The sequence below is a fragment of the Pseudanabaena sp. PCC 7367 genome (genome assembly GCF_000317065.1).
Lineage (GTDB): Bacteria > Cyanobacteriota > Cyanobacteriia > Pseudanabaenales > Pseudanabaenaceae > Thalassoporum > Thalassoporum mexicanum.
In genome coordinates this window covers 873,932-898,019 of sequence record NC_019701.1, presented here as the reverse complement: position 1 = coordinate 898,019, position 24,088 = coordinate 873,932, and the positions used below count along the sequence as shown (strand labels likewise).

21 protein-coding genes are annotated in these 24,088 nt (G+C 46.2%); 13 read left to right on the top strand and 8 right to left on the bottom strand.

Annotation, left to right across the window (positions count from 1 at the left end; genetic code table 11):
* Positions 1–302: 302 nt before the first annotated feature.
* Both PSE7367_RS03455 and PSE7367_RS03450 read left to right on the top strand, forming a co-directional pair.
* Positions 303–944, top strand: a complete 642-nt coding sequence (locus PSE7367_RS03455; RefSeq protein WP_015163976.1) for a DUF3318 domain-containing protein — start codon at positions 303–305, stop codon at positions 942–944.
* Positions 945–1,208: 264 nt separating this feature from the next.
* Complete coding sequence (locus PSE7367_RS03450) at positions 1,209–2,168, top strand: DUF1517 domain-containing protein (RefSeq protein ID WP_015163975.1); 960 nt, start codon at positions 1,209–1,211, stop codon at positions 2,166–2,168.
* A gap of 79 nt (positions 2,169–2,247) precedes the next feature.
* Here the strand turns inward: PSE7367_RS03450 and PSE7367_RS03445 are convergent, their stop codons facing one another.
* Positions 2,248–5,253, bottom strand: coding sequence for a hybrid sensor histidine kinase/response regulator (locus PSE7367_RS03445; RefSeq protein WP_015163974.1), 3,006 nt, complete (start codon positions 5,251–5,253; stop codon positions 2,248–2,250).
* Positions 5,254–5,459: 206 nt separating this feature from the next.
* Here PSE7367_RS03445 and PSE7367_RS03440 point away from each other — a divergent pair, with 206 nt between their 5' ends.
* The 7 genes from PSE7367_RS03440 (at position 5,460) to PSE7367_RS03410 (ending at position 12,860) form a co-directional block, all read left to right on the top strand.
* Positions 5,460–6,371 (top strand): circadian clock protein KaiA, encoded by a 912-nt coding sequence (locus PSE7367_RS03440; protein WP_015163973.1) that lies wholly within the window; start codon positions 5,460–5,462, stop codon positions 6,369–6,371.
* A 61-nt stretch (positions 6,372–6,432) separates the two neighbouring features.
* On the top strand, positions 6,433–6,738 hold the full coding sequence (kaiB, locus tag PSE7367_RS03435) for a circadian clock protein KaiB (protein ID WP_015163972.1): 306 nt from the start codon (positions 6,433–6,435) through the stop codon (positions 6,736–6,738).
* Positions 6,728–8,275, top strand: a complete 1,548-nt coding sequence (kaiC, locus tag PSE7367_RS03430) for a circadian clock protein KaiC (RefSeq protein WP_015163971.1) — start codon at positions 6,728–6,730, stop codon at positions 8,273–8,275. Before kaiB ends, kaiC begins: the two co-directional genes overlap by 11 nt.
* Positions 8,276–9,074: 799 nt before the next feature.
* Positions 9,075–10,076: a septal ring lytic transglycosylase RlpA family protein gene (locus PSE7367_RS03425; RefSeq protein WP_015163970.1), complete on the top strand. Its 1,002-nt coding sequence runs from the start codon at positions 9,075–9,077 to the stop codon at positions 10,074–10,076.
* Positions 10,077–10,333: 257 nt separating this feature from the next.
* On the top strand, positions 10,334–11,821 hold the full coding sequence (locus PSE7367_RS03420; RefSeq protein WP_015163969.1) for an alkaline phosphatase family protein: 1,488 nt from the start codon (positions 10,334–10,336) through the stop codon (positions 11,819–11,821).
* A gap of 313 nt (positions 11,822–12,134) precedes the next feature.
* Positions 12,135–12,374: a hypothetical protein gene (locus PSE7367_RS03415; protein ID WP_015163968.1), complete on the top strand. Its 240-nt coding sequence runs from the start codon at positions 12,135–12,137 to the stop codon at positions 12,372–12,374.
* A gap of 15 nt (positions 12,375–12,389) precedes the next feature.
* Complete coding sequence (locus PSE7367_RS03410) at positions 12,390–12,860, top strand: DUF2335 domain-containing protein (RefSeq protein ID WP_015163967.1); 471 nt, start codon at positions 12,390–12,392, stop codon at positions 12,858–12,860.
* A gap of 194 nt (positions 12,861–13,054) precedes the next feature.
* Here the strand turns inward: PSE7367_RS03410 and PSE7367_RS03405 are convergent, their stop codons facing one another.
* Positions 13,055–14,164: a histidine kinase gene (locus PSE7367_RS03405; protein WP_015163966.1), complete on the bottom strand. Its 1,110-nt coding sequence runs from the start codon at positions 14,162–14,164 to the stop codon at positions 13,055–13,057.
* Between the two features lie 103 nt (positions 14,165–14,267).
* Between PSE7367_RS03405 and recJ the strand changes: the two genes are divergently transcribed.
* Positions 14,268–16,919: a single-stranded-DNA-specific exonuclease RecJ gene (gene recJ / locus PSE7367_RS22875; protein WP_015163965.1), complete on the top strand. Its 2,652-nt coding sequence runs from the start codon at positions 14,268–14,270 to the stop codon at positions 16,917–16,919.
* A 72-nt stretch (positions 16,920–16,991) separates the two neighbouring features.
* On the opposite strand, the gene PSE7367_RS03395 is transcribed toward recJ, so the two are convergent.
* On the bottom strand, positions 16,992–17,597 hold the full coding sequence (locus PSE7367_RS03395) for a DUF2808 domain-containing protein (protein WP_015163964.1): 606 nt from the start codon (positions 17,595–17,597) through the stop codon (positions 16,992–16,994).
* A gap of 357 nt (positions 17,598–17,954) precedes the next feature.
* Between PSE7367_RS03395 and PSE7367_RS03390 the strand changes: the two genes are divergently transcribed.
* Entirely contained in the window at positions 17,955–18,350 is a 396-nt protein-coding gene (locus PSE7367_RS03390; protein WP_015163963.1) for a VOC family protein, read from the top strand.
* A gap of 11 nt (positions 18,351–18,361) precedes the next feature.
* Here the strand turns inward: PSE7367_RS03390 and PSE7367_RS03385 are convergent, their stop codons facing one another.
* From PSE7367_RS03385 to PSE7367_RS03365, 5 genes are all read right to left on the bottom strand, one after another.
* Positions 18,362–18,715, bottom strand: coding sequence for a DUF5615 family PIN-like protein (locus PSE7367_RS03385; protein ID WP_015163962.1), 354 nt, complete (start codon positions 18,713–18,715; stop codon positions 18,362–18,364).
* A 6-nt stretch (positions 18,716–18,721) separates the two neighbouring features.
* Complete coding sequence (locus tag PSE7367_RS03380) at positions 18,722–19,057, bottom strand: DUF433 domain-containing protein (RefSeq protein ID WP_015163961.1); 336 nt, start codon at positions 19,055–19,057, stop codon at positions 18,722–18,724.
* A gap of 204 nt (positions 19,058–19,261) precedes the next feature.
* Positions 19,262–19,576 carry a DUF2281 domain-containing protein gene (locus tag PSE7367_RS22350; protein ID WP_015163960.1) on the bottom strand — a complete coding sequence of 105 codons (315 nt, stop codon included), beginning with the start codon at positions 19,574–19,576 and terminating at the stop codon, positions 19,262–19,264.
* A gap of 120 nt (positions 19,577–19,696) precedes the next feature.
* The gene (gene ychF / locus PSE7367_RS03370) at positions 19,697–20,791 is read right to left on the bottom strand and encodes a redox-regulated ATPase YchF (protein ID WP_015163959.1); all 1,095 of its coding nucleotides are present in this window, start codon (positions 20,789–20,791) and stop codon (positions 19,697–19,699) included.
* 319 nt (positions 20,792–21,110) lie between these two features.
* Positions 21,111–22,052 (bottom strand): IS5 family transposase, encoded by a 942-nt coding sequence (locus tag PSE7367_RS03365; protein ID WP_015163958.1) that lies wholly within the window; start codon positions 22,050–22,052, stop codon positions 21,111–21,113.
* Positions 22,053–22,343: 291 nt separating this feature from the next.
* Here PSE7367_RS03365 and PSE7367_RS03360 point away from each other — a divergent pair, with 291 nt between their 5' ends.
* Together PSE7367_RS03360 and minC are read left to right on the top strand one after the other, a co-directional pair.
* On the top strand, positions 22,344–22,982 hold the full coding sequence (locus PSE7367_RS03360) for a hypothetical protein (RefSeq protein ID WP_015163957.1): 639 nt from the start codon (positions 22,344–22,346) through the stop codon (positions 22,980–22,982).
* Positions 22,983–23,103: 121 nt separating this feature from the next.
* A complete protein-coding gene (minC, locus tag PSE7367_RS03355; protein WP_015163956.1) occupies positions 23,104–24,087 on the top strand; it encodes a septum site-determining protein MinC in 984 nt (327 codons plus the stop codon).
* Position 24,088 lies beyond the last annotated feature (1 nt).

Here is a 24,088-nt window from a genome sequence, read left to right as displayed (position 1 = left end):
TTTCGGCGGCGATCGCCAACTTCGATCTTGATGGTCAGCTAATTTAGCTAATTTATTTAAGAACTAATCGAGTACAAACTAGAAAGCTAGAATGGTAAATGGCCTGCCTGTGATCAAGATGGAGTAATGAATCAACTGGTTTGGATGCCCTGGCTTATAGTTTGGCTTAGTTTGAATGGGGGCTAAGCAATTACCACTTGGTTTTGACTTAATGCTTTACTTTTTGCTGAATTCCCTCGACTAATAGGGGTGACCATATATAGTATTAGATTAAGTAATTTAAATCGCTTTACTGTAAGGTCATGCCAACTCGCAATTACGCATTAAAAAATACATTTGCCAAAACTGAGGCAAGGCGTTTGGAAGGCTTACTGCCGCCAGAGTTACAAGCGTGGGTTAAAGTCATCACTGCCGATGGAGTCCGTCCCAAGCTGATTGGTTCCGAAGAGGCCGGTGGCGATGAAGTGGTGGTTCTGATTGATATGCTGCGCTGGGAGCGTCTGGCTGAGGATCAGCGTAATTTGTTGTTCTGGCATGAGGTATCTCGGATTCAAAATGACACCATTCCCAGAGACGGCTGGGAGGTAGCGGCTTTGGCGATCGGCCTGGGTGGTGCAGTTGGTGAATTGTGGGTGCAAAATGGCCTGCTGTTTTTATTAGCCCTGGGTATTTGTGGTGTGGCTGGGTTCCAGCTCTGGCGCAAGGGCAGCACTAAGCGGGATGTGAAGGATTTGGTGGATGCGGATCAAGGAGCAATCAAACTGGCGTTACGCAATGGCTATGCGATGCCTGCTGCCTACAAGAGCCTGGGCAGTGCGCTGAAAATTTTGATTAGGGAGTCAAATCAACGCCGCGATCGCACCAGGTTAGAAATGCGCCTGGAATCATTACGCTCTGAGGCTGCTAGAGCTAGACGTAGTTATGGTAGTAGTGCAACTAGCTAACGTTTTTTTAGCTGGGGCTTGGGCGATCGTCAACTCGATTGACTAACGATTAAATATTGCTTTTGATAGCTGTGCTGATTGGGTGTTTAGGCTAAATTAACTATATGTCCAGAATTGACCAGATTAGTCAGGCAAGTTTAGTTAGCTTAAATCATGCAAGTTTTTTGAGTTAAGCGTTAAGTAAATATTTTTCGGGCTGTAATTTTCGGCATATATTCCCAGATTGCATTTTTAGATTATATTTTCAGATTGTATTTTTAAATTATGAAAAGGTTTAGAACTTGGTGGCGATCGATCGCTGCGATTGGATTAGCATTCGTTTTAATATTTGCCAGTGCTGCACCAGCCTTTGCGGCCAGGGGCGGTGGCCGGATCGGTGGTGGTAGTTTTCGCAGAATGCCCACCCGTAGCTATTCAGCACCGCGTAGTCGAGGCGGCAACTATGGCGGTGGTGGTTACTATGGCCGTGGCTTTTCTGGTGGTAGTGGCTTTTTCTTCTTGCCTTTTTTCCTGGGTGGTTCCGGTGGCGGTTTGTTTGGCATCCTGGTATTCATTGCGATTGCCAGCGTGGTGATGCGATCGCTGCGGGGCTTTGTTGGTGATGGTGATGGCGATGGCGCACTTGGCCTTGGCACAGACAGCAATAAGGTGGGCGTAGCTAAGGTTCAGGTTGGTTTGCTAGCAACTGCCAGAGAACTGCAAAGGGACCTGACCAGATTGGCGATGGATTCTGATACCAGCACACCTCAAGGGTTGGCCACAATTTTGCAAGAAGCCACTGTTTCATTAATGCGGCATCCTGAATATTGGGTTTATGTGGATAGCCAGAAGTACACAACTGGCATGGCAGCCGCAGAACAAAAGTTTAATGGGCTGCTGATGGCGGAGCGCAGTAAGCTGAATGCGGAAGTCCTATCCAATGTCAACAATCGCCTTAATGGTATTAATGGCAAACAGTCTCAGCCAGAGTTAACCGGTGATGCGATCGAAGACCCCAGCGAATATATTGTGGTTACTTTGATTGTGGCTGCGCAAAATAAAGCTCTCGATCGGGTTGGGGCAGTTAGATCCACTGGTGATCTAAGTCAGGCTCTTTCCAGCTTGGGAGCGATCGCCGCTGATGATCTCTATGCACTGGAGATTCTATGGGAGCCACAATCCCCTGAATTTACTCTTTCTGGTGATGAGGTGATCAGTATTTATCCTAATTTGATTAGGGTTTGATTCAAAACTGGAAGATGAGGCGAATGTTTAGGTTTAGTTTAAAGGCTAGCGCCTAAACCAAGCATCCTCAATCGAGATTTTATTTATGTAGCAAGCATTGTTGTAATGTTGGCACAATTTTAGCGATCGCCTCCGCTTGATTAACTACTGCCGTCGCCATATTGATTAACTGCCCTAAGCCCTCGTGGGCAATTGCTGCGGATGGATCGCTGCGACCATCAATCACAATAATTGGCGGATGGGACTGAGCCTGGGCAATAATTTCGATCGTTTGGTGGTGTTGCTCAGTCAGGTTGTCTAAATCTTGGATACAAACTAGCAATGCATCGATGCCCATCGTTTGCAATTGCTGGGACAAACTGCGGTGATGATCATTCCCAATCAAATCAAGTAAATGTATCTGAAACCCAGCCAGGCGTAGATATTGATGCAACGATGCCGTTGATGAGGATGCTGGTAAGGACGCAGAAGTGGTAGTAATTGGATTGCCTAGCTCAGCCATTAAAATCGTAGGTGAATGGAGATGCCCCACCGCATTGGCGATCGCCCTACTCAATCCGTTGGATTCATATCCTAAATCTTCAGTGAAGCCAAACAGACTTAAATCGGGGAATTGCTGCCGCATCTGGCCTAGCCGCATACTTTCCATCTGTGGCACTGTCAGCAAAATTGGTAGATTGAGCAGTAAATAACTATCATCAATTTGAGCCAGCCATTCTTCTAGTTCATCTTGATCGACATTTAACAAAACTAAATCTGGATGCCAGATTTTAACCAGGATGTCCCCCTGGTCTAGGCTGCCCACTTCCAACAGACGATGACCGTCAGTCCTGAGTTGATCGGCGATCTGGTCTTCCAGGCTATGTCCCAAACACAGCACCACAAATACTTCTGGTTCAGCTATTTGGTCTGATAAAAAAGAATTTAGACTGCTAGTCTGGAGCGGTTTATGCAGGAACCCATTAGCTTGATGGTGTCTTTTCTCACGCACACTAGCACCAGCCAAAACGATCGTTTTAATCTCGCGGGTGGCCGGGTCTTGCTTGAGCAATGCTAGTGCATCCCAACCAGAAAGCGTGGGTAATTCGGGATTGAGCAAAATTAAATGGGGCTGTAAGCGTCTGGCTTTTTCCAGGGCTTCGGTGCCCGATCTGGCAACTACGGCGCGATAACCCCAGACGGTAATTACTTCGATCGTTTGCTTAATATCATTGGCATCGTGATCGACAATTAGCACTAATCGATTGGTGGCAACTGAAATCTTAGAATTGGTTTCCTCCAGTAGGTGGGGGGGCACCGGCGGCAACAAAACTGTAAACTGGCTGCCTTCATTGACTTTAGAAACAAAAGTTACATCCCCACCATGCAACCGCGCGATCGTACGAGTCAGGACTAACCCCAAGCCAGTCCCTTCAAACTGTCTGGTCAAGGTGTTTTCTAGTTGTTGAAATTTCTGGAAAATGAGATGCTGCTTATCTTCGGGAATGCCAATGCCGTGATCCCAGACCGTAAAAGCAATCCACCCATCCCAATGATTAACCGTTAAACCTAGCTTGGCCTGTTCTGGTTCTACTTGGTTAAATTTAAACGCGTTGGAGAGTAAACTCAATAGCATTTGCTGTAAGCGATAGCCATCGGCCACGATCGTTTCCAGGTTCAGGTCAATCTCAAGCTTGATGGTGGGCAAATGGACTTTATCTAAGCCCCGCTCTAGGGCTTCTTGGGTGAGAAGTTTATAGGTCTGTTCGATTGTGTGTTCACATAGTTGTGCGATCGCCACTGGTTCAAAATTTAGTTCCAGTTGCCCCGTTTCCGCCTTGGCCAGATCCACCATCCGATCGATGATTTGCATCAAATGCCGTCCGCTCTGATGAATCATGCTCAAATAACGGCTTTGGCGATCGCTGAGTTCACCAATATTCTTATTGGCTAACATGCTAGAAATGCCAATAATTGAAGTAAGCGGCGTTTTTAATTCATGGCTGATGCAAGCTAAGAATTCATCTTTGAGCTTGGTCAGCTTAACTAGCTCGGTATTTTGTTGGGCTAGTTTTTCCGCTAATTGCTCCTGTTGACTAATATCAGTGGCAATGATTAATTCCAGTCCTGGTAGGCTATTTGGTAATTTAACCCGCGAGAACTGCCAGGTTCCCTCATGATAATTACTCAGAGAGCCAACTAGATGACCAGAATGCACTAAAAGTTCAGGCTGATTTAATGATAAGGCGATCCCCTCGGCGGCTCCTTCATCAGCCCCATTAACACCATTACTATGAGTATGGGTATTAGGATGGCTAAAAGGAAGCGGCGGCTCAGGATCTAGAGCTACTCTGAGATTCTTAACCATTGGGCGATCGGCTTGAGCACCAAAGGCTTCTAGGTCTGGGTTTACCTGATTTGCTTGATTTGCTTGATCAAGATGGTGGCTAGCCTGGTTAACTGCCATATGGGCATGGTGAGGCGGTTCGGCATTCAGGCCAACTGATTGTGCTGATTGTGCTGATTGGGATTGGGAGGGAAAGTAGTCCGCATAATTAAACGAATTAGGGGGGATCGCTGTCCGCCAGGCTTGATTAGTGGCCAGACTTTCGGCCTGGGCATTACAAACCATGATTGGCAGGGGGAATTGGGCTACCAATTGCAGCAGTTCACTAAATGAGTTTGGGTCTGATTTAGTTGTGGCTAGTTGCCGCAACAGTGGTAATGTCTCTATAATGCCTGAGTATTGCTTACCAGCATCAAGTAAAGCCCACAAGCCCAGATAAGATGGGTGAGCATTGATATGTTTAAGGAAAGTAGCGATCGTTGTATCATGGGCGATCGTAGGCAGGGGTAGCAGATCGCAATGTCTTAAACTGCGATGGGCATAAATTGACCAGCCCTCCTCGCGCATATCTAGCCAGCCTAAAATTGAAGCGGCAGTGAAAAGTCCTTGGGGTCGATTTGATTGGTCAAGCACAACCACATAGGACCAACCACGTCGCAGCAGATAAAAGGCAGAAAGGGCACTTGCATCTAGGCTGCAAGTAGCAACGTTAGACTGGGCAAATAGTGCCAAGGCTTGAGTTGAGTCACAAGACTCCATAGTCTCCACAAAGTTAGGGTGAATTGCAGCGGGCAGAACCTGTAATTGTGAATCGATTCTGCCAAAATGCGGAATTTCTGAATCCTCCCAACGATCGCATACTTTTTTCGATTGGATCGGAAAATAAAGATTTAGATAATCTCTCTTTTACAAAAGTATAAAAGCATATCAGCAAATCTACATTATCTGGCTAATTTTGATTAACTGTGTCTTCTCCCATCCTCCAAATTTGCTGCTTAGCTGCGGCTCAGCCTGACTCAAATTCAGCACCACAAGAACCACAGTTTGTGAGCCTGATTCGGCAAAACCTGCCCCCAGAGCGCTATTGTGTTTCTGCGGTGGCCACGCCGATCGATTTGCAAGCTAGGATGACCACCCAGGAAGGCATCCAGGATTGTTTGGTGATATGGGGGGAGGCAGAATCACTGCGCCAAGAATTGTTCAGCCTGTCGGTGTTATTACCAACCGTAACGATTAATGAGCATGGTGAAGATCAAACCCAACCAGATTTGATTAATACTGTAAATGTATCGCCAAAAAGTCTGGAGCAGTTACCCCAGGCGATCGACCAGGCCATTAGTCTATTTTTGGAGTTGTCACCACCGGCCAATTGTGCGCTTCCAGAGACAAAGAGTAATGTTGCGATCGGGCAAAAAATACCAACTGAGCCCGATCGATCGCCAGATCCAGGTAATCTCATCTCCCTGGCTGCCCAGCAAGGTCGTCTATCAGCAAAGCTTAAGGAAAGACTGGGATATCTTGGTGTGTATTATAAGCGGAATTCCAAACAATTCTGGCGGCATCTTTCTGACTCAGAAAAAACAAAATGCCGCGATCGACTTGATCAAATCTATCGCACGATTGTCCTAGAATACTTTAAGGAATCCCCCAGCAGCATTAATAATAAAATTGACGAGTTTGTAAATGCTGCTTTTTTCGCTGATCTCTCGGTTTCTCAAGTGCTAGAAATTCACATGAACCTAATGGATGAATTTTCCCATAAACTCCAGGTCGAGGGGCGCAGCGAAGAGATTTTATTGGACTATCGGATTACCCTGATTGATATCATTGCCCATTTGTGTGAGATGTATCGCCGATCCATCCCTAGAGATACCTAAGCCCAATTCAAAATACCTAGTGAGATAGATATTTAGACAGCCTCTCTAAATAAATAAAATTATGAGTCCTATTCGTAAAGCCTATGTGCTGAAATTATATGTGGCCGGTAATACGCCCAACTCAGTGCGAGCACTCAAAACCTTGAATGACGTGCTGGAAAAAGAGTTCCAAGGTGTATATACCCTCAAGGTGATCGATGTGCTAAAGAACCCTCAACTAGCAGAAGAGGACAAAATTTTAGCAACTCCCACCCTGGCCAAGATCCTGCCGCCCCCGGTGCGGAAAATCATTGGCGATCTTAGCGATCGTGAAAAAGTATTGATCGGACTTGATTTACTATACGAGGAGTTAGCTGATGAATCCTGAGGCTCGATCGGAGAGTCAAAGCGTAGGTATAGAAAAACTACGCACCATGATCGAGGGGCTAGATGATATTACCCACGGTGGTTTGCCCAAGGGACGCTCTACGCTGGTTAGTGGTACTTCGGGGACAGGGAAAACCCTATTTGCGATGCAGTTTCTTTATAACGGCATCAAGCACCTGGATGATCATGGCATTTTTGTCACCTTTGAAGAATCGCCCGCCGATATTATTAAAAATGCCACCAGCTTTGAATGGAACTTGGCGGAACTGATCGAACAAGGACGCTTGTTTGTGCTGGATGCTTCACCGGACCCAGAGGGGCAAGAAATTGTGGGCGAGTTTGATCTGTCGGCTCTAATTGAGCGGATTCAATATGCAATTATCAAATATCGGGCGAAGCGGGTTTCGATCGATTCAATTACAGCAATCTTCCAGCAATATGACTCATTGGGGCTGATCCGGCGTGAGATTTTTCGGTTGGTGGCGCGGCTCAAATCCCTCGGCGTAACCACGGTGATGACTACGGAGCGGGTCGAGGAATATGGGTCGATCGCCAGGTTTGGCGTAGAGGAATTTGTCTCTGACAATGTGGTGATTTTGCGCAATGTGCTAGAAGGAGAACGGCGGCATCGCACCGCAGAAATCTTAAAAATGCGCGGCACTACCCACATGAAGGGGGAATTTCCCTTCACCATGACCCAAAACGGGATTAATATCTTTCCGCTTGGGGCAATGCGCCTGACCCAAAAATCCTCAAATGTACGTGTTTCGTCTGGCGTAAAAACCCTCGATGAAATGTGTGGCAATGGCTATTTTAAAGATTCAATTATCTTAATTACTGGCGCAACCGGCACCGGTAAAACGCTGCTAGTAAGTAAGTTCTTGCAAAATGGCTGCCAAAATGGCGAGCGCACGATCCTGTTTGCCTATGAAGAATCGCGGGCCCAACTATTTCGGAATGCTTCTTCCTGGGGCACCAAATTTGACGAGCATGAAAGCAGTGGCCTGCTGAAAATCATTTGTGTTTATCCCGAATCCACTGGCCTGGAAGATCATTTGCAGGTGATTAAGTCAGAGATCGACACATTCAAGCCCTCGCGGGTGGCGATCGATTCCCTCTCAGCAATGGCGCGGGGCGTTAGTAATAATAGCTTTCGTCAATTTGTAATTGGTTTGACTGGCTTTATTAAACAAGAAGAAATTACCGGTCTATTTACCAACACCACCGATCAATTTATGGGCTCGCATTCGATCACTGAATCCCATATCTCCACGATCACCGATACGATTATTCTGCTGCAATATGTGGAAATTCGTGGCCAAATGTCACGGGCAATAAACGTGTTCAAGATGCGCGGTTCCTATCACGATCGCCGCATCCGTGAGTATTTGATTAATGATCAAGGGGTGGAAATTAAGGACTCTTTCCACGGGTTTGAGGGCTTATTAAGTGGCTCACCCTCACGCATTAGTGTGGATGAGAAAAACGAGCTATCGCGGATTATGCGGGGTATGCAAACTGATTTACCAGAAGAATAATTAATTTGTGGCAATTTCATTGTTGCCCGATGTTGCCCGATTATTTAAATCGCCATTGTGCTTTTTAGGTTCCATTAGCAAGATTTAGCTTTTGCTAAAGATGGATTGAAATTAATCATGGTTAATGGCGATCGGGATAACTAAATCTTGATGATCACTTGATGATCAATGGTATGTTCCCCACATTTATTTGGTAGTCGCTCTGCTAGAATGAGCAACCGGATGGAAAAGATTGTTGTGCAAGTGTTAGCTTGAACCTGTGCTTGATTCGAGTGCTTAATTCGAACGAAACATAAACTTTTGCGAGGTTTAGCTTTATTGCGATTAAATTTGCTGGCAGCCTGTAACCTTTTCTAGAAGCCATCTGCGATCGTTTCATTCAGGCTTACTCCTATTGAGCTAGGTAGAAATCTCTATCCCTTGGTAGATTCTTAACCTGGCATTAATTGATGGAATAGATGGGTGCTTACAACCCGACCTAAGTAAACCTAAGTAATTAGGCTTTAGGTTTAGTAATCCTGACTAGCATTTGATTTTACTTAACTACTGATTTTAACAATTGAGATATGGCCTTTTTGTGCCCTGATTTTTAAAGCTTATGGGTCTTTGACCAACTGAGCGGAGCTAGTTAAATTCTTGTTTCTAAACTAAAATTCTTGTTTCTAAACTAAAGAGTTTAAATGTCAACTAGTTCTTCATCGCACAATCGATCGTTTGATGTCCATTTCCCTGTTTGTTGCAAATTAGTTTTAGCAAAGACTTTACTATTTAAATTATGTTGAGGAGAGTTGGGGGCTGTATGCTCCTGTCTTTATTGTCCGTTGCTTATCTTGATATAGCCCTAGCAACCGATACTGTCCAGGCAGATGAGATTAAAGCCCAGACAAAAGCTGAACAAAGCACTACCAAGGTGTCTTCAGCGGTCAAAATTGGTGAGACTCGGTCTCAATCCATGGCCAGATTGCAAGCTGATGCGATCGCCAAGGTCTATCCCCACAAAATGCAGGAATCTGCCGCCGCCACAGTTCAAGTGAGCAATATTCCGGTTTTGACTTTCTTGGGGACAAGCAAAGTTGCTGATGCTTCTAATGCATTGCAAGTTGATTCCCAATCGGCTAGCAAAAGCGTTAAGCTGCCTTCCCTTGCCGATGAGCCGATCGAAGTGATTGTTGATTCGTCTGACCCGGTTAAGCGTGCCACGGCGATCGCGGCCATGATCAACCAATTACACATGGAAGGGATCGATCCAGAAAAGATTGTTCCTGCCTACGAAAATGGTAGATATGTGATCAAGCTGGGTGATGATCAAGTAATCGAATTCGATCAAAATGTACTATTGCCGGATACCACCAACAATCGCCAGCAAGACGTGCTTCAGGCTGCCAATCGCCTCCGCCGTCTGATGGGTGGTGCTGCACCAGTAAATACGGTGGCAGGTGCTCCCAAACCCAAAAAACCCACGATCGCGGCAAACTTGATCAGTCGCGTTGCTCGAACTGATACCGGGATGGCATCCTGGTATGGGCCTGGCTTTAATGGTAGACAGAGCGCTAGCGGTGAAATTTTTAATCAGAATGCATTGACCGCAGCCCATCGCACTTTGCCCTTTGGTACCAAAGTGAAGGTGACCAATGTGCATAATGGCCAATCGGTAGTAGTGCGGATTAACGATCGTGGGCCCTTTTCCGGTGGTCGGATCATTGACTTATCCAAGGCTGCTGCCGGAGCGATCGGCCTGATTAGATCTGGGGTTGCACCGGTGAAGGTAGAAGTTCTGGTGAGAGATGCTCTAGGCAGATAATAATTCAATCAATTACGGCGTTGTTAATCGCTAAGCTTGGTTTGGTCTATGCCATCGGCAATGTTTGCGGCATCTATTAACTAGCAATTTGTTTATGATTAATTGGGACTGGAACACTTCAATTGGGTGATTCAGTCCTAGTTTTAGTTTTGGTGTTGGATTAGCAGCATCTGGCCAAGCTGACTTAATCTAGATATCATCATTATCTGAATCCTAATTCAACTTCAGTTCGATGAAAAACGATTGATTGAGATTGAATGAAACTATTAATTATTGGCCTAGATGCCGCCGTGCCAGACTTAGTATTCGAGCAATGGCGCGATCGCTTGCCAAATTTAAATAATCTGATCCAGAGTGGCTGTTATGGCAATCTGACCAGTTGCATTCCGGCGATCACGATGCCAGCCTGGACTTGTATGATGAGTGGCCGTGATCCTGGTGAATTGGGGATCTATGGGTTTCGGAATCGGGTCGATCGCAGTTATACCAAAATGGCGATCGCCAATAGCGACAAAATCAAAGTGCCGCGATTGTGGAATTTGCTGGGTGATGCGGGTTGGCAGGTGGCAGTTTTGGGGGTGCCAGGCACTTTCCCACCCCAGATTGTCAATGGGGCGCTGGTTTCTTGCTTCCTCACGCCTGGGTTTACTTCGGACTTTACCTATCCCCTGGGACTCAAAGCGCAGATCGCTGCATTGCAAACACAGTCATCTAATGATTTAAATTTTAATAGTTTAAATATTAGTCCTGCCGATCGCATCGATACCTCAACCATTACTCCTGATCAAGATCAAGCTACTGCTATAGAGAATAATTATTTATTTGATGTCCCCAATTTCCGCGCCAACGATAAAAACCGCATCCTCAGGGATATCTATCGCCTTGGCAATCAGACCTTTAATCTCGCTACCTATCTAAAACAAAATCAACAGCCAGATTTAATGATGTTAGTGGATATGGGCATCGATCGGATTCAACATGCTTTCTGGAAATATATGGACCCTCGGCATCCATTGCATGAGCCTGATTCAACCTTTGCCGATGCGATCGTAAATTACTACGCACATGTCGATCGGCAAATTGGCAACTTACTAGCCCAGTGTGAGCCGGATACTGCCGTGTTAGTTGTCTCTGATCATGGCGCACAGCCTTTGATGGGTGGGTTTGCGCTAAATCAATGGCTGCACCAGGAAGGCTATCTGGTGTTTAAAAATGCTGTGACTAAGCCGACCAGCCTCGATCGGGTAGCGGTGGATTGGGCTAAGACCAAAGCCTGGGGGGCGGGTGGTTATTATGGCCGCGTGTTTATGAATGTGCAGGGACGAGAACCCCAAGGAGTCATCCCCCTGGCTGAATATCAGCAAGAGCGGCAGAAATTGGCCCAAAAATTAGCAGCAATTAAAGACCCACAGGGGAATTTGCTGGGTGTAACTGCCCACTTGCCGCAGCAGTTATACAAACGGGTGCGTGGTATTGCGCCGGATTTGATTGTCTATTTCCAAGACCTGGCCTGGCGATCGCTCGGAACAGTAGGGGTAGATTCGCTCTATGCACTGGAAAACGACACTGGCCCTGATGATGCGAACCATGCCCAGGATGGGATCATGATTTTCTATGATCCGACGCGGCCAATGGGCGGGAAGCGATTGGAAGGGATGGAGATTTATGATGTTTTGCCTACTTTGCTCAGCCGCTATGGAATCCCTATGCCAACGGGTCTACGTGGTAAGGTCTGGGATTGGTAATAATTATTTACTAAGACACGAATCTTCGAAATGGTTTAACTGCTAGTAAATTACGATACCCTAACCCTACTAGCGCTTCAGTGTAGTTGGAATGCTCTAAAAAGTTCTATATTTGAGTTTGCATATATTCCCCAACACTTGTGTATAGTAACTACGCCGAACATAGGTAATAATAGAAATAGAAGCTTTTTGTTTGAGGCCAAAAACTATATCATAAAGCTGTCTCAGTGACAATATTGCCAGGATTAGGTTGTTGATGGAGTTGCTAAGTAAGGAAAATTGATGGACCAGAAGTTACTAAGGAGCTTTCGCTATGAGTGAGTTATCATCTTTCCTGTTTGCAAGGCCATCTTTTGCAGAAGGAGTGGCTCGCATAATTGATTTAGGTAATACCTTGAATCAGTATAATGTTTCGCCTACCCCTGAGGAAGCGGATTCAATAGCCTTAGAATCTGATTGGATGGTAATTGGGAGAGATCTAAATAATGCTATGTCTGAGTATGATTACTTGGAAGAACAAGTCGATCGAGAATTGAATGATGTTTTGAGTTAACAAAAATTTTTTGAAGTGTCAGAGGATAAAGAACCAGAAAATACGAAGGCTATTCCTGAGTCGTCTGATGACGATTCTTTAGAGCGCACAGGGAGATATCAGATAACTGAATATTCCTCTGGGCCTCTCCCAGATCCCAGGATTTTGAAGATGTATGATGTTGTTCAGCCTGGCCTTGGTGAAAGGATTGTCTCGATGGCAGAAAATCAGAGCAACCATCGAATGGAAATGGAAAAGGTGGTTGTTCAAGGAGATTCAACGCGGGCAAATTGGGGCTTGTTTGCGGCTCTATTTTTTGGACTTGCTTGTCTAGGATGTGGCACTTTTCTAATACAGAAGGGACATGATAAAGCTGGTGCTGCAATTGTTGGAACTCCTATCTTAGGAGTAATATCGACATTTATTTATGGAACTAACAGCAGAAGAGAGGAACGGGTTAGAAAAGAAAAAATTCGAGCAGGTGTATTAGAGAGAGGAGAGCGTTAGGCGGTAAATAAGTGCCAATATTCAAGAATAGTTGCGATCGTTTTTGGTTGAGTTTCCTGCTCAAGGAATAAATACCAGAACAATCTATGTTTGATAGATCCTTGCAACCCATAACTTGATTATTATTGCAAATCGCCTGGGGAATGACTCTATTACTTCATTTTTCATGCTTTTAACTTAATACATTGGCAACTTTAATAAACTGGCAACGTAAAGTGGAAACTACTGCCACCCTGACCAGTACCGATGGGCGAGTCTACCCAGATTTGGCCATAGTGCGATCGGATAATTCTTTGGCAGAGCGCCAAACCAATACCATAGCCATCCTTAGCGTCATCCCGTTCCAGGCGATAATTATCCTCAAAAATGAGTTGCTGCATTTCTTCTGGGATGCCAGGGCCATTATCAGAAATCGTAATTTGGATCTTTTGGGAAGTACGATGGAGAGCCACTACCGAAATTTTGCCGCCAACCGGTGTATATTTAATGGCGTTAGAAATTAAATTGTTGACCACCTGCTTAATCCGATCGGCATCAGCATAGGCCATTGGCAGATCAATAGGAATATCTTTGTGCAATTTTTGTTCCTTGGCTTCTAAGCGACTTAGAATTGAGAAATCACTCAAGACATCTTCGCAGATCGCGGCTAAGTCAATTTGTCTCAGGTCAACATGAAAGTCACCATTCAGGTCTTTGGCTGCTTCCAGGATATCCCTGATCATTACCTCGGCAATTTTGGTTTGCTGGCGGGCATGGGCAAGTAACTCCCCTAGTTTCTCGCTGGATAAATGTTGGCGATTGGCCTCGATCGTTTCGATCGCCAAGGACACTACTGTCAGGGGGTTACGCAGATCATGGGCAAGCATTGCAATCACCCGATCTTTTAGTCGTAATTTTTCTTCTAGGGAGGCTTTATCCTGATTGAGCGAGAAAATTTCGTCAGAAAGCTTGATTAATTCCGCCGAGCAAGCAAAACTACCATCAGCGCTAGCATCACCATTGGCAGCAATTTTACTAGTAGACTGCCACTTGGCCCAGCAGGATTCCAGTTGCGAGATCAGATTCTTCCCAGCGATCGCTTGACGTGGTGTAGGGGTGGTCTTGACTAGTGCCGGAGTCATCACTACCCTATATTTCTCTGCTAAATCAGGGCGCTCTGAAACCTTAATTACCTGTAGATTGCAATCACAATCGGGGATATCTTCAAGAAATTGCTCAACCTCACCAATTAGATCGCTGGCAGCAATACGATCGTCAATGAAAAGGATTAATTGCAAGGTGGATTTGGACGATGGCGCTAACACTGCTACTCGATTTATTAGCTAAAAGTTTTTAAATCTAAATTCTCAAACTTAATCTTGTCTTTAACACTATAAAGTATTTCTTAAGCTAATAAAATTTTACCCTATGTCACTGCCAATCCAACGATGGAATATCGCACCACCTACTCCTCAAAGAGCTGAAGCGATCGCCCAGGCAACTGGACTCCCCTCAATCTTGGCACAGGTGTTGATAAATCGGGGGGCAACTACTCAAAATCAAGCAAACTTGTTTCTTAATCCCGATCGCCAATCTCTTGCTGACCCCAAACAGGAATTTGCCGACCTGCTGCCCAGCCTTGATCTACTTGAGCAGGCAATCAACCAGGGCGAGAAAATTGCCATCTGTGGTGACTATGATGCGGATGGGATGACCAGTACGGCGCTGCTATTGCGGGTGTTGCGTCAATTGGGCGCTCAGGCTGAATATGCGATTCCCTCGCGGATGCAAGAGGGCTATGGCATCAATCAGCGGATCGTGACCGAGCTTAAATCCGAAGGCGCTAGCATTATCTTGACCGTTGACAATGGCATTGCTGCCTATGATGCGATCGCCCATGCCAAGGAGTTGGGCTTGCGGGTGATTATTACCGATCACCACGATATCCCGCCCCAATTGCCCCCCGCCGATGCGATCTTGAATCCCAAGCTGATCGATCCGCAATCGCCCTACTATACGATCGCTGGTGTAGGCGTGGCCTATCTGCTGGCGGTTGAGCTGGCGCAGCGATTTAACCAACTCGATCAACTGATCGCCCCTTGTTTGGAACTATTTGCCCTAGGCACGATCGCTGATCTGGCGCAACTGACCGGGATCAATCGCCGCCTGGTTAAACGCGGTTTAAAGTTACTCACCCAAAGCCAAATCCCCGGCATACAGGCTCTAATCGATGTGTCGCAAATTGCTAAGGACAAGGCTACCCTTAAGCCGGAAGCGATCGGCTTTGGTCTGGGGCCCCGGATCAATGCAGTGGGTCGCATAGGCGATCCGCAGTTGGTGATTGAGTTGCTTACTACCGATGACATGGCGATTGCGCTGGAACGGGCGATGCAGTGTGAGCAGATCAACCAGGAACGGCGGCGACTATGTAGTGAAATTGAAAAAGAGGCGATCGAGCTGGTAGAACGCAGCCAGATCGATCTAGTCGATTGTCGGGTTCTAGTATTGGTCAAGGCAGGCTGGCATCATGGCGTAATTGGGATTGTAGCTTCCAGGTTGCTAGAGCGCTATGGCGTGCCGGTGTTTATTGGCGCGATCGAAGCAGACGGCAATATTCGCTTTTCAGTGCGTGGTATTCCCGAATTCAATGTATTTGACTCGCTTGTATATATCAAAGATATTCGCGGTAAGGGCGGCGGCCATCCGGCGGCGGGTGGTTTTACGATGCCAGCGGAAAATTTACCGCAGCTAAAGGAACGGTTGCGGGAATTTGCCAGAGCTTGCCTGAGTCCAGATCAGATTAAACCGCTGGTAAATATTGATGTGCAAGCCGATCTACGCCAAATCAATCAAGCCCTGCTCGATCAAATTGATGTGCTGCATCCCTGTGGTATTGGTAATGCTGAGCCGATTTTTTATACCCAGAATGCCAGAATCCTCTCCCAGCAAACACGCGGCAAACAACGACAGGTTTTAGCGCTGGAAGTCGATCGCGGTGATGGGTCAATCATTAAGGCGATCGCCTGGCGCTGGGGTGAATATTGCCCAATTCCCTATTGCGTCGATCTGGCCTACAAGCTCAAGGCCAATCACTGGCAGGGCAAAACCAGCATTGAGCTGGAATTAGTGGGAGTAAGAGAACCCAGCGAACCCAGCGAGCCTGAGCAAACAAGCGATCTAGAAGATATCGCCGTAAATAAGAGTAATCAGCGATCGGCTGGAAGCAATGACAATACTAAGCATCACAATAATGCCAGCAATAATCAACTTTCTTTAATAACTGACCAAGAGCAAGATCGCATGGTCAAGCCTGCAAAACCAGTAATTGCCAAGCCAAAGGTCACTAACAAGCTAAGCAATGGTCAGAATGAGCAAACCCTTACTTCAAATTCAATTAGCGATCGCACCAATGTAAAATCCCCTAAGCCATCTGAGCAGGGCAACTTAACCGAGTCGATCGCCAATCTCAACCCCAAAAGCATTCAAACACAATCTAATCAAACCTGGTTGCCGACCCTGACCTATAAAACTGCCCCAGCGATCGAAAACATCCCAGAATGGCATGAACTTATTGCTGATTTAAATACATTAGCTACCGTTGATTTGACCACGCTGCCGCAACCGGTCTTGCTCTATGGTTATGATCGCCCAGAACTTGAATTCAAAGCCCAGCTAAATGGTGATTTCGATTGCGATCGCCCCAAGCGTAGGCACAAATATGGTTCGTTGGTGTTGTGGAGCCTACCGCCCTCAATGACCCACCTCAACTGGTTGATCGCCCTGGCCAAACCACAGCAGGTATATCTAGGTAAGCAGATGCCCACTTACCCAACTGAATCAGAGCTATACCAGAAAGTTGCGACGCTAATTGGCCAGCCCAGCTTGAATTTACTAGAGCTAGCCCAGACCTGGTGGGTCGCACCATCAACGATCGTGGCCGTTTTGCGAGAACTTGGTTATGCCTGTGCTGGGTTTGCCCCCACCGCCAGCCCAGAAATTGAGCTTGCTAACCTGCAACGGTGGTATGAATTACCGATCGACAAGCTAGCCCAAATTTGGATCGACAGAAATAGCAGTTAGTTACTCACAAATAAATAGCACCATTTCCAGGAGCTAGGAGCATCGCCAAACCTCATGGCAGCAAGCTACTAATTACCAGCGATTGTGGCTGGGATTATAAATATGCAAGCGGCCATAGCCTAGGAATTGACCGTGGGCGATCTCACCTTGGGGGAAAGCGGTCACGCTGAATAAATAAATATCAGCATAGCGGGGATTGCGAACCGGCTTGAGGCCGATCGTCACCACTTCACCAGGGTTTACGGGTGGATCAAAATTCACCGCGATCGCATCGGTTTCGGCATCCTGTTCAATGATTGCCTCGAACGGTACTCGCTCACCCCGCCGATCGCCCCTGAAGGCAAGACTCCTGCGCAGATTAAAATCAACTCGATCGCCACCATTGTATTGATAAATCACCACTTGTTCGAGTGGCTCGCCAGCATCAGCCGGCACATCGATCTTGAAGTAATAGGTGGCATTCCACGAATAGACATACTCATTGGTGGTTTCGGTATCCAGTAGACTGGGTGGATGATCAAAATAAACTTTGCCATTGCCAACCTGCACCGCCTGAGCTGATTGCCGCTGCGGATTAAAAATAGTTGTTGCACCCACTGCCGCTAACGTACAGGTTGCCGCTGCTAGCATGGGAATGCTGCGGATGAACTTGAGCAAAAATGGCGATCGATTTGGCATTTGCCACCTCCTGAAACTATTGTTTCGCCGTTACTAATAATTAAGTTGATAATTGAGTAATTAATTGAGTAATTAATTGATCAGAGGGATCACAGCTAGTGGCTAAGAGCTAGCTTGCCCCAAGTTTATATTTTGAGTATGAGCACAAGATGCTGAAAAGTCTTTGGCAAAACTAATCCAAACAATCCCTAAATCACACGCAGATCCTACATCTCTATTTGCCTGGTGTTCAGCCTGTCTCAACTCAAACTAATATTACCCAGCTATAACTCTATTTTAATTTTATTGATTGAATATTAGCCAAACCTTAGAAAAAGTTGCATTAATTCTTTAATTATTAAATCAAGCTCTAATCCTATGCTGCGCCATCACCACACCTCGATCAAAACTGCGGATATCTTTGCGGCGATCGCTTTCTATGAAGCCCTTGGCTTTGAGGTGGAAACCCGCTTTACCGCTGGGATTACGCTGGCTTGCTGGCTGCATGGGGCAGGCACAAATTTAGAGCTGATGCAGGTGCCAGAACCCAAACCCGCCGCCGATAGTTTTGGTGATGAGCATTATGTGGGTTACTATCACCTGTCGTTTCATGTGGATGACTTGGAACAGGTGTTAAAGGATTTGATGGATAAGTTGGGCAAAGTGAAGCTGATTTTGCCACCAAGGGATCAGGAAATTGGCGATCGCACGTATAAGGTAGCGTTCATCGCTGATCCTGATGGCTTGCCGATCGAGTTGATGCAGCTTATCTAGAACTTAAAAAACTAGTTCAACGGAAGATATATAACTTGTCCTTCCCACTCCCCTTCGATGCTATATTTGGCCAAAAGTAAAATATCGTCGATTGCAAGACCAACTGGAACACTACGACCTATTTCAAATAATCCTGGCATTGATAGACCTGCAGCTATTCGCTCATAGGCAAAGTCTGCCATTGTTGCAACATCATGGGTTAGCACCACACGTCTTTCTTGTGCTGCCCATGCCAAAACCGTAGGATCGTCTGCTCCTTTTAGACTAATTTCCTGAACTTTAACAATATCAACGTCAGGATTACGGCGTAATATGCCTCGCACAATCTGGTTATTTAGATTTTCATCAGCTAGGAAGCGTGGCATCCTTGTTTAATCTATTACTTGGTTGCGTCTAGCCAATAAGCGATCGCGGATACCAACTGGGTTAAAGCGGTTCTCAACTTTTTGTCTCACCTCTTGCGCTTTACTTTGTTGCTCTACTAAATAAGTATCTACTTGCGATTGATGATTCAGGTAATAGCCAATCACAGAATAAATATCTGCAAGCTGAAGCGATGGGTATTGCTCGGCGATCTCTTCAGCGGTGCAACCTTCCTGGAATGCCTGAACTAAGGTATCTAAAGTTACCCTTGTTCCGCCAACACAGATAACTCCGTTTGGAGCAGTTGAGAGCGGAGTAGGATCAGTGGCAAAAGCAAATGACATGATAAATCTCAAATAAGTCGATTATTGCTGATGTTAGCTTAGCAATTGCGATAACAAATTGTTTCTATTGCTGCTCCCAATGGCTTGCCATGCTGAGATACTTACTATTTCTATAATCTTCAATGTATGCCCTTGCTTTTTGACTAAGCCTAAGATCTCCAGACATATACCAAAGAAATACATGGGTATCTAGCAATACTTCCACTACATATAATCGCTAAACTCTTCAAGAGGTTCATCAAAATCAGGTGACATAAAGATCAGTCCCTTTGCACATCCAAACCCACTCTCTGGCCTTTCAGCTTTAGAAGCATTGACTGCTCCAGTCATTCCATTACTTTCTGAAATCACGGGATCAATATTCTGCTCGCTACTAATTTTGACGACAAAGTCTAGAGCCGCATTTAAAGCCGAAAAAACCTTAACTGACTCTCCTAAGGGCTTGCCGTAAACCGCCCATTGTCCCGGTGGATTAGGCGCAATAGCTAATGATTGAAAGTCTTTCGCTTGCTTTGTCATTGAGGCTACACCAAACTCAACTTAAGGCTAACATTATTATAGCTGGAAAGTTTCTTTATTGGTAAATTAGCTGCAATAAAGCTTGTCCAAAAAATTATTATTGCTGCAAAAACAATGGAATTAAGTATTAGTCAGGAACAACATTACATCCCCCTCCTGCACTGTATATTCCTTGCCCTCACTGCGTACTAATCCTTTCTCCTTGGCAGCTTTCATCGATCCGGTTTGTACCAGGTCATCAAAGCCGATCGTTTCGGCACGAATAAAGCCCCGCTCAAAGTCCGAGTGAATCACACCAGCCGCCTGGGGGGCACTCATGCCAGCAGTAATTGTCCAGGCGCGGGCTTCCTTGGGGCCAACGGTGAAGTAGGTGCGCAGTCCTAAAAGGTCATAGGTAGCTTTGATCAAAGATCTTAGGCCGCCTTCACTTACTCCCAGCGATTCCAAGAACTCCAGTTTGTCTGCGTCGGACAGCTCAATCAATTCTGCTTCCACCTGAGCCGAAACGATCACCACCTCGGCATTTTCATTGCTGGCGATCGCCCTCACCTTCTCAACCCAGGCGTTGCCCGTGGCCAGGTCATCTTCAGAAACATTAGCAGCATAGATAATCGGCTTGAGCGTAAGCAATTGTAGGAAGGAAATTGCGGCTAGTTCCTCTTCATTCAGGTTGGCCATTCTCGCTGGCTGTCCTTGATCGAGTGTTTGTTGCAACTTTTCAAGCACTTCCAGTTCAAAACTGGCTTCTTTGCTGGCAACGCGGCTGTTTTTGCGGGTGCGCTCCATCCGTTTTTCCACCTGTGCCAGGTCTGAGAGAGATAGCTCCAGGTTAATGATTTCAATATCCCTGGCCGGATCGATCGTGGCTTCGACATGGTGAATATCGGGATTATCGAAACAGCGCACCACCTGCACGATCGCATCGCAGGCACGAATATTGCCCAGGAATTGATTGCCCAACCCCTCGCCCTTGCTGGCTCCTTTCACCAATCCAGCGATGTCTACAAATTCCACCCGTGCTGGCACAATTTGAGCTGATTTGCCAATTTCTGCTAGTTTGTTGAGTCGTTGATCGGGAACTGTGACGGTACCCACATTTGGTTCAATCGTACAAAAAGGAAAGTTGGCCGCCTCTGCCTTGGCATTAGCAATTAGGGCATTGAAGAGAGTTGATTTGCCTACATTTGGTAGCCCGACGATCCCTGCTTTGAGCATTGTTATCCTGTCTTTTGGTTAGTTATTATTTACATCGCTTCAATTGTGTCATATTAACGGCAATTGAGGGGATGTTTGATTGCTGGAGCGATCGCTCTGGTGCTTGGCCATCATAGTGTCATGATAGTCATAATCGATAGTCTTGGCTCCGACTGTTGCTTAAGGTCAAGTAGCCTACTCAGGGTATTACTCTCTCAATTCAAATCCGACCTAGTGCTATTTCAAATGAGATGTTGTGTAAGTAGAGACCTGAATGCTTTGATCGGCTTTGTTGCATGAATCGAAGAAAGGGACAATACTCCTGCCAAGATTCTCCAATTTAGTCTTCAACCAGGTAAGAATCAGGCTTGCATAGCATCATCATACGATTAAGAGCCACGCACTGTAAAAACAGCTCCACCGCTTGATTATCAAAATTTCGTGAGCGTAACTTACCGCCAAAAATAGTCTTCAATCTAAACATAGTAGTCTCTGCCAGTGAGCGCCGATGATAGCCAGTCTCTCGTTTCCACTTGGCACGACCAACCTTACGGATGCGCCGTAAATTTTGGTCACGCGGATGCGGTGGTGCTTTACAATTGCCATGTTGCCAAATTTTGGCATTTTTGCGTGGTGGAATTACTGACTGGGCTTGTCTAGCAGAGATTGCATCATAACAGTCACGATGGTCATACGCACCATCCCCAGATACTTGCTTAATTTCATCCTCAATCTGATTAAGCAGTTCAGGTAGAATTTGGCCATCATGATATTGGTTGCTGGTAACCGCTGCCGCAAGAATTTCACCGCTTGACTCATCTACGCCCAGATGAATTTTACGCCAGGTGCGACGCTTACCTATGCCATGCTGACGCGTTTTCCACTCTCCCTCTCCGTAAACTTTCACGCCGGTGCTATCAACCACCACATGTCTCGCTGCCTGAGTCTTTTGATGGGGTAACTCGATCGCTAATTTGCCCATCCGTCTTGAAACTGTGCTGTGGTCTGGCACCGGTAAGTCTATGTTCATCAGGGTAAATAATGATTCGACCAAACCGGTGACTTGTCTGCCTGCCAATCCATATATGCTCTTGAGCATCGCAATCGTCGCAATCGCTTGGTCACTGTATCTGTTTGATGCGCCTCTGTTGCCGGATCGCTCTGGCTCTAGCCACATCTCTATTGCCTCCTTGCTAATCCAGAAAATTAGACTTCCTCTCTGTTTGAGGCTTTTGTTATACTCTTGCCAGTTGCGGACGCGGTATTGTGGGGGTTTTTTCATGGTAGTTAAAACGTACCATAACCTACCGCTCCGTTTCTTTTATGCAACAACGCCGCTTTGATCTATAAGGTGTTCATGCAAAATAAGCCTTTTGAAGATGCACTAATTAATAGGGTTCGATCCTTAAGCCGTTTACCCTGGAGGGATTTTGGGATTTGGGTTGACATTGCCCAATCGCTAACCATGTCAATTATTCTAAAATGAGGTTAAATTAGTTAAATCGATCGCAGCTAATCAAATCAAATAGCGATCGCCATACATATATAGATCATAAGTATTTAGTGGTTACCAATGCCAGAAGAAGACCAATCCATGATCAAATCTGAGTCTGGGCAAATTAGCGATGCTGCCGCTCTGCCCGCATCATCAACCACGGCAGAACTTGGCGAAAGACCCAGGCCGTTTCTCGATCGCTTCCTGGAAACAATTTACCTGGCGTTGTTTATGCCCACGGTTGCTTTTCGGCAACTCAAAGAAAAACCATTTTTGGGTGGGGCTGCAACTGTAATTATATTGGTGAATCTGCTCGAAGCAGTCCGGCTCCAAGCGGCGGCGGAGGCAGTTCTCCTGATGGTAGTTGTGGGGCTGGTTGGTTGGATAATTCTGACCCTGATGCTCTATCGCTTGGCCTGGGCATTTGGGAAAGAGATTGAGCTGGATGCTTTGCAAAGTGTGGTGGCGTTTGCCAGTTTGCCCTGGTTATTCATTGCACCGGCTTTGAGCGTGGGGCCACCGATCGGCGCTGTTTTGGCGATCGCTGTAATTGTCTGGTTCTTGGTGTGGCAGTTTAAAGCAGCAGCGGTGGCGCTAGAAACCAGTGCTTTGCGCGTGGCGGCTTTAGTACCATTGGCGATCATGGGTGGTTATGTGGCGATTATCTGGCTGGTTAATTTCTTCCAAATTTTGTTTTCTCTGGCCAGCAGCACCTGATCAGATTTTCAATAAATATTCAATAAATATTCAATAAATATTTGGGATTACCAAAATATATGGCCTTGCGATTGGCAGATCCCGTGGCAGCATAGATAAGGGGATGTTATACTTTCAGGCTATGGACCCAGAAGCAGAGCTACAAGCGACATCAGAAGTAGTTACCAATGCGACCAATGCGTCAGCAGTTAATAATGTTGATGACATTTTGTCCGCTCGTTTGGCCGAGGCCGATCAGGCTCTGGTTGACATTGATGGCGATACAATCAGCCAAATTTTCAAGCGGCAGCCGTTGCCTAGCGATCGCCCAGCCCTGAGCCTAGGCCAACAAAAAGACAAACCAGATGCTCAGATTAAGCTGAATCATGTCGATCGCAAATTATGGCTGACCCTGCCGATCGAAATCGAAATAAAAACGGAAGACGGCGCTACTAAAAAAAGCCAAGATTGGCACGATTTATTAGAGCAGGTTAAGCAGTCTTTGGGTGCAGCAGAAAAATCCTGGTCAACTAATACGCTGGTCTATTTGCAAACGGGCGATCGCCTTCTAGATGCCAGGCAGTTACAGGAGTTGGCGGAAATTTTAACCGCCTATGATCTAGTCCTGCACAGCATTACCACCCAGCGCCGCCAAAGCGCAGTCAATGCCGCCACCGCTGGCTATAGCGTAGAACAAGGGGCGATCGACAGCAGTTTGATCGCTAGCGCTAATGACGCGGATCAAGGTAGCAACCAAAACAATCCTGACGCGCCGCTCTATGTCACAATGACGATTCGATCGGGAGCCGAGATTGTGCATCCAGGTAGTGTTATTATCTTTGGCGATGTGAATGCGGGTGCGGAAATAATGGCCGCAGGCGATATTCTGGTTTGGGGTAAGCTCAAAGGCAAGGCTCATGCTGGCATCAAAGGTGATTCAAAGTCTGTGATCATGGCATTGCACATGGAGGCCACTCAATTGCGGATTGCTGATTTTATTGCCAGAGTAGATACGCCAGCCACCAATTTCCAACCGGAGATCGCCTATGTGACTCAACAGGGGGCACCAGGCATTTGTATTGTCCATGCAGCAGAATATGCTTCTTTAAAAGATACTGATACCTAAA

Excerpts from the sequence above, each read along its gene's own strand:
- PSE7367_RS03455 (WP_015163976.1), top strand. The coding sequence starts at position 303 with ATGCCAACTCGCAATTACGCATTAAAAAATACATTTGCCAAAACTGAG.
- PSE7367_RS03450 (WP_015163975.1), top strand. The coding sequence starts at position 1,209 with ATGAAAAGGTTTAGAACTTGGTGGCGATCGATCGCTGCGATTGGATTA.
- PSE7367_RS03445 (WP_015163974.1), bottom strand. The coding sequence starts at position 5,253 with ATGGAGTCTTGTGACTCAACTCAAGCCTTGGCACTATTTGCCCAGTCT.
- kaiB (WP_015163972.1), top strand. The coding sequence starts at position 6,433 with ATGAGTCCTATTCGTAAAGCCTATGTGCTGAAATTATATGTGGCCGGT.
- kaiC (WP_015163971.1), top strand. The coding sequence starts at position 6,728 with ATGAATCCTGAGGCTCGATCGGAGAGTCAAAGCGTAGGTATAGAAAAA.
- PSE7367_RS03425 (WP_015163970.1), top strand. The coding sequence starts at position 9,075 with ATGCTCCTGTCTTTATTGTCCGTTGCTTATCTTGATATAGCCCTAGCA.
- PSE7367_RS03420 (WP_015163969.1), top strand. The coding sequence starts at position 10,334 with ATGAAACTATTAATTATTGGCCTAGATGCCGCCGTGCCAGACTTAGTA.
- PSE7367_RS03415 (WP_015163968.1), top strand. The coding sequence starts at position 12,135 with ATGAGTGAGTTATCATCTTTCCTGTTTGCAAGGCCATCTTTTGCAGAA.
- recJ (WP_015163965.1), top strand. The coding sequence starts at position 14,268 with ATGTCACTGCCAATCCAACGATGGAATATCGCACCACCTACTCCTCAA.
- PSE7367_RS03395 (WP_015163964.1), bottom strand. The coding sequence starts at position 17,597 with ATGCCAAATCGATCGCCATTTTTGCTCAAGTTCATCCGCAGCATTCCC.
- PSE7367_RS03390 (WP_015163963.1), top strand. The coding sequence starts at position 17,955 with ATGCTGCGCCATCACCACACCTCGATCAAAACTGCGGATATCTTTGCG.
- PSE7367_RS03385 (WP_015163962.1), bottom strand. The coding sequence starts at position 18,715 with ATGCCACGCTTCCTAGCTGATGAAAATCTAAATAACCAGATTGTGCGA.
- PSE7367_RS03380 (WP_015163961.1), bottom strand. The coding sequence starts at position 19,057 with ATGTCATTTGCTTTTGCCACTGATCCTACTCCGCTCTCAACTGCTCCA.
- PSE7367_RS22350 (WP_015163960.1), bottom strand. The coding sequence starts at position 19,576 with ATGACAAAGCAAGCGAAAGACTTTCAATCATTAGCTATTGCGCCTAAT.
- ychF (WP_015163959.1), bottom strand. The coding sequence starts at position 20,791 with ATGCTCAAAGCAGGGATCGTCGGGCTACCAAATGTAGGCAAATCAACT.
- PSE7367_RS03365 (WP_015163958.1), bottom strand. The coding sequence starts at position 22,052 with ATGAAAAAACCCCCACAATACCGCGTCCGCAACTGGCAAGAGTATAAC.
- PSE7367_RS03360 (WP_015163957.1), top strand. The coding sequence starts at position 22,344 with ATGCCAGAAGAAGACCAATCCATGATCAAATCTGAGTCTGGGCAAATT.
- minC (WP_015163956.1), top strand. The coding sequence starts at position 23,104 with ATGGACCCAGAAGCAGAGCTACAAGCGACATCAGAAGTAGTTACCAAT.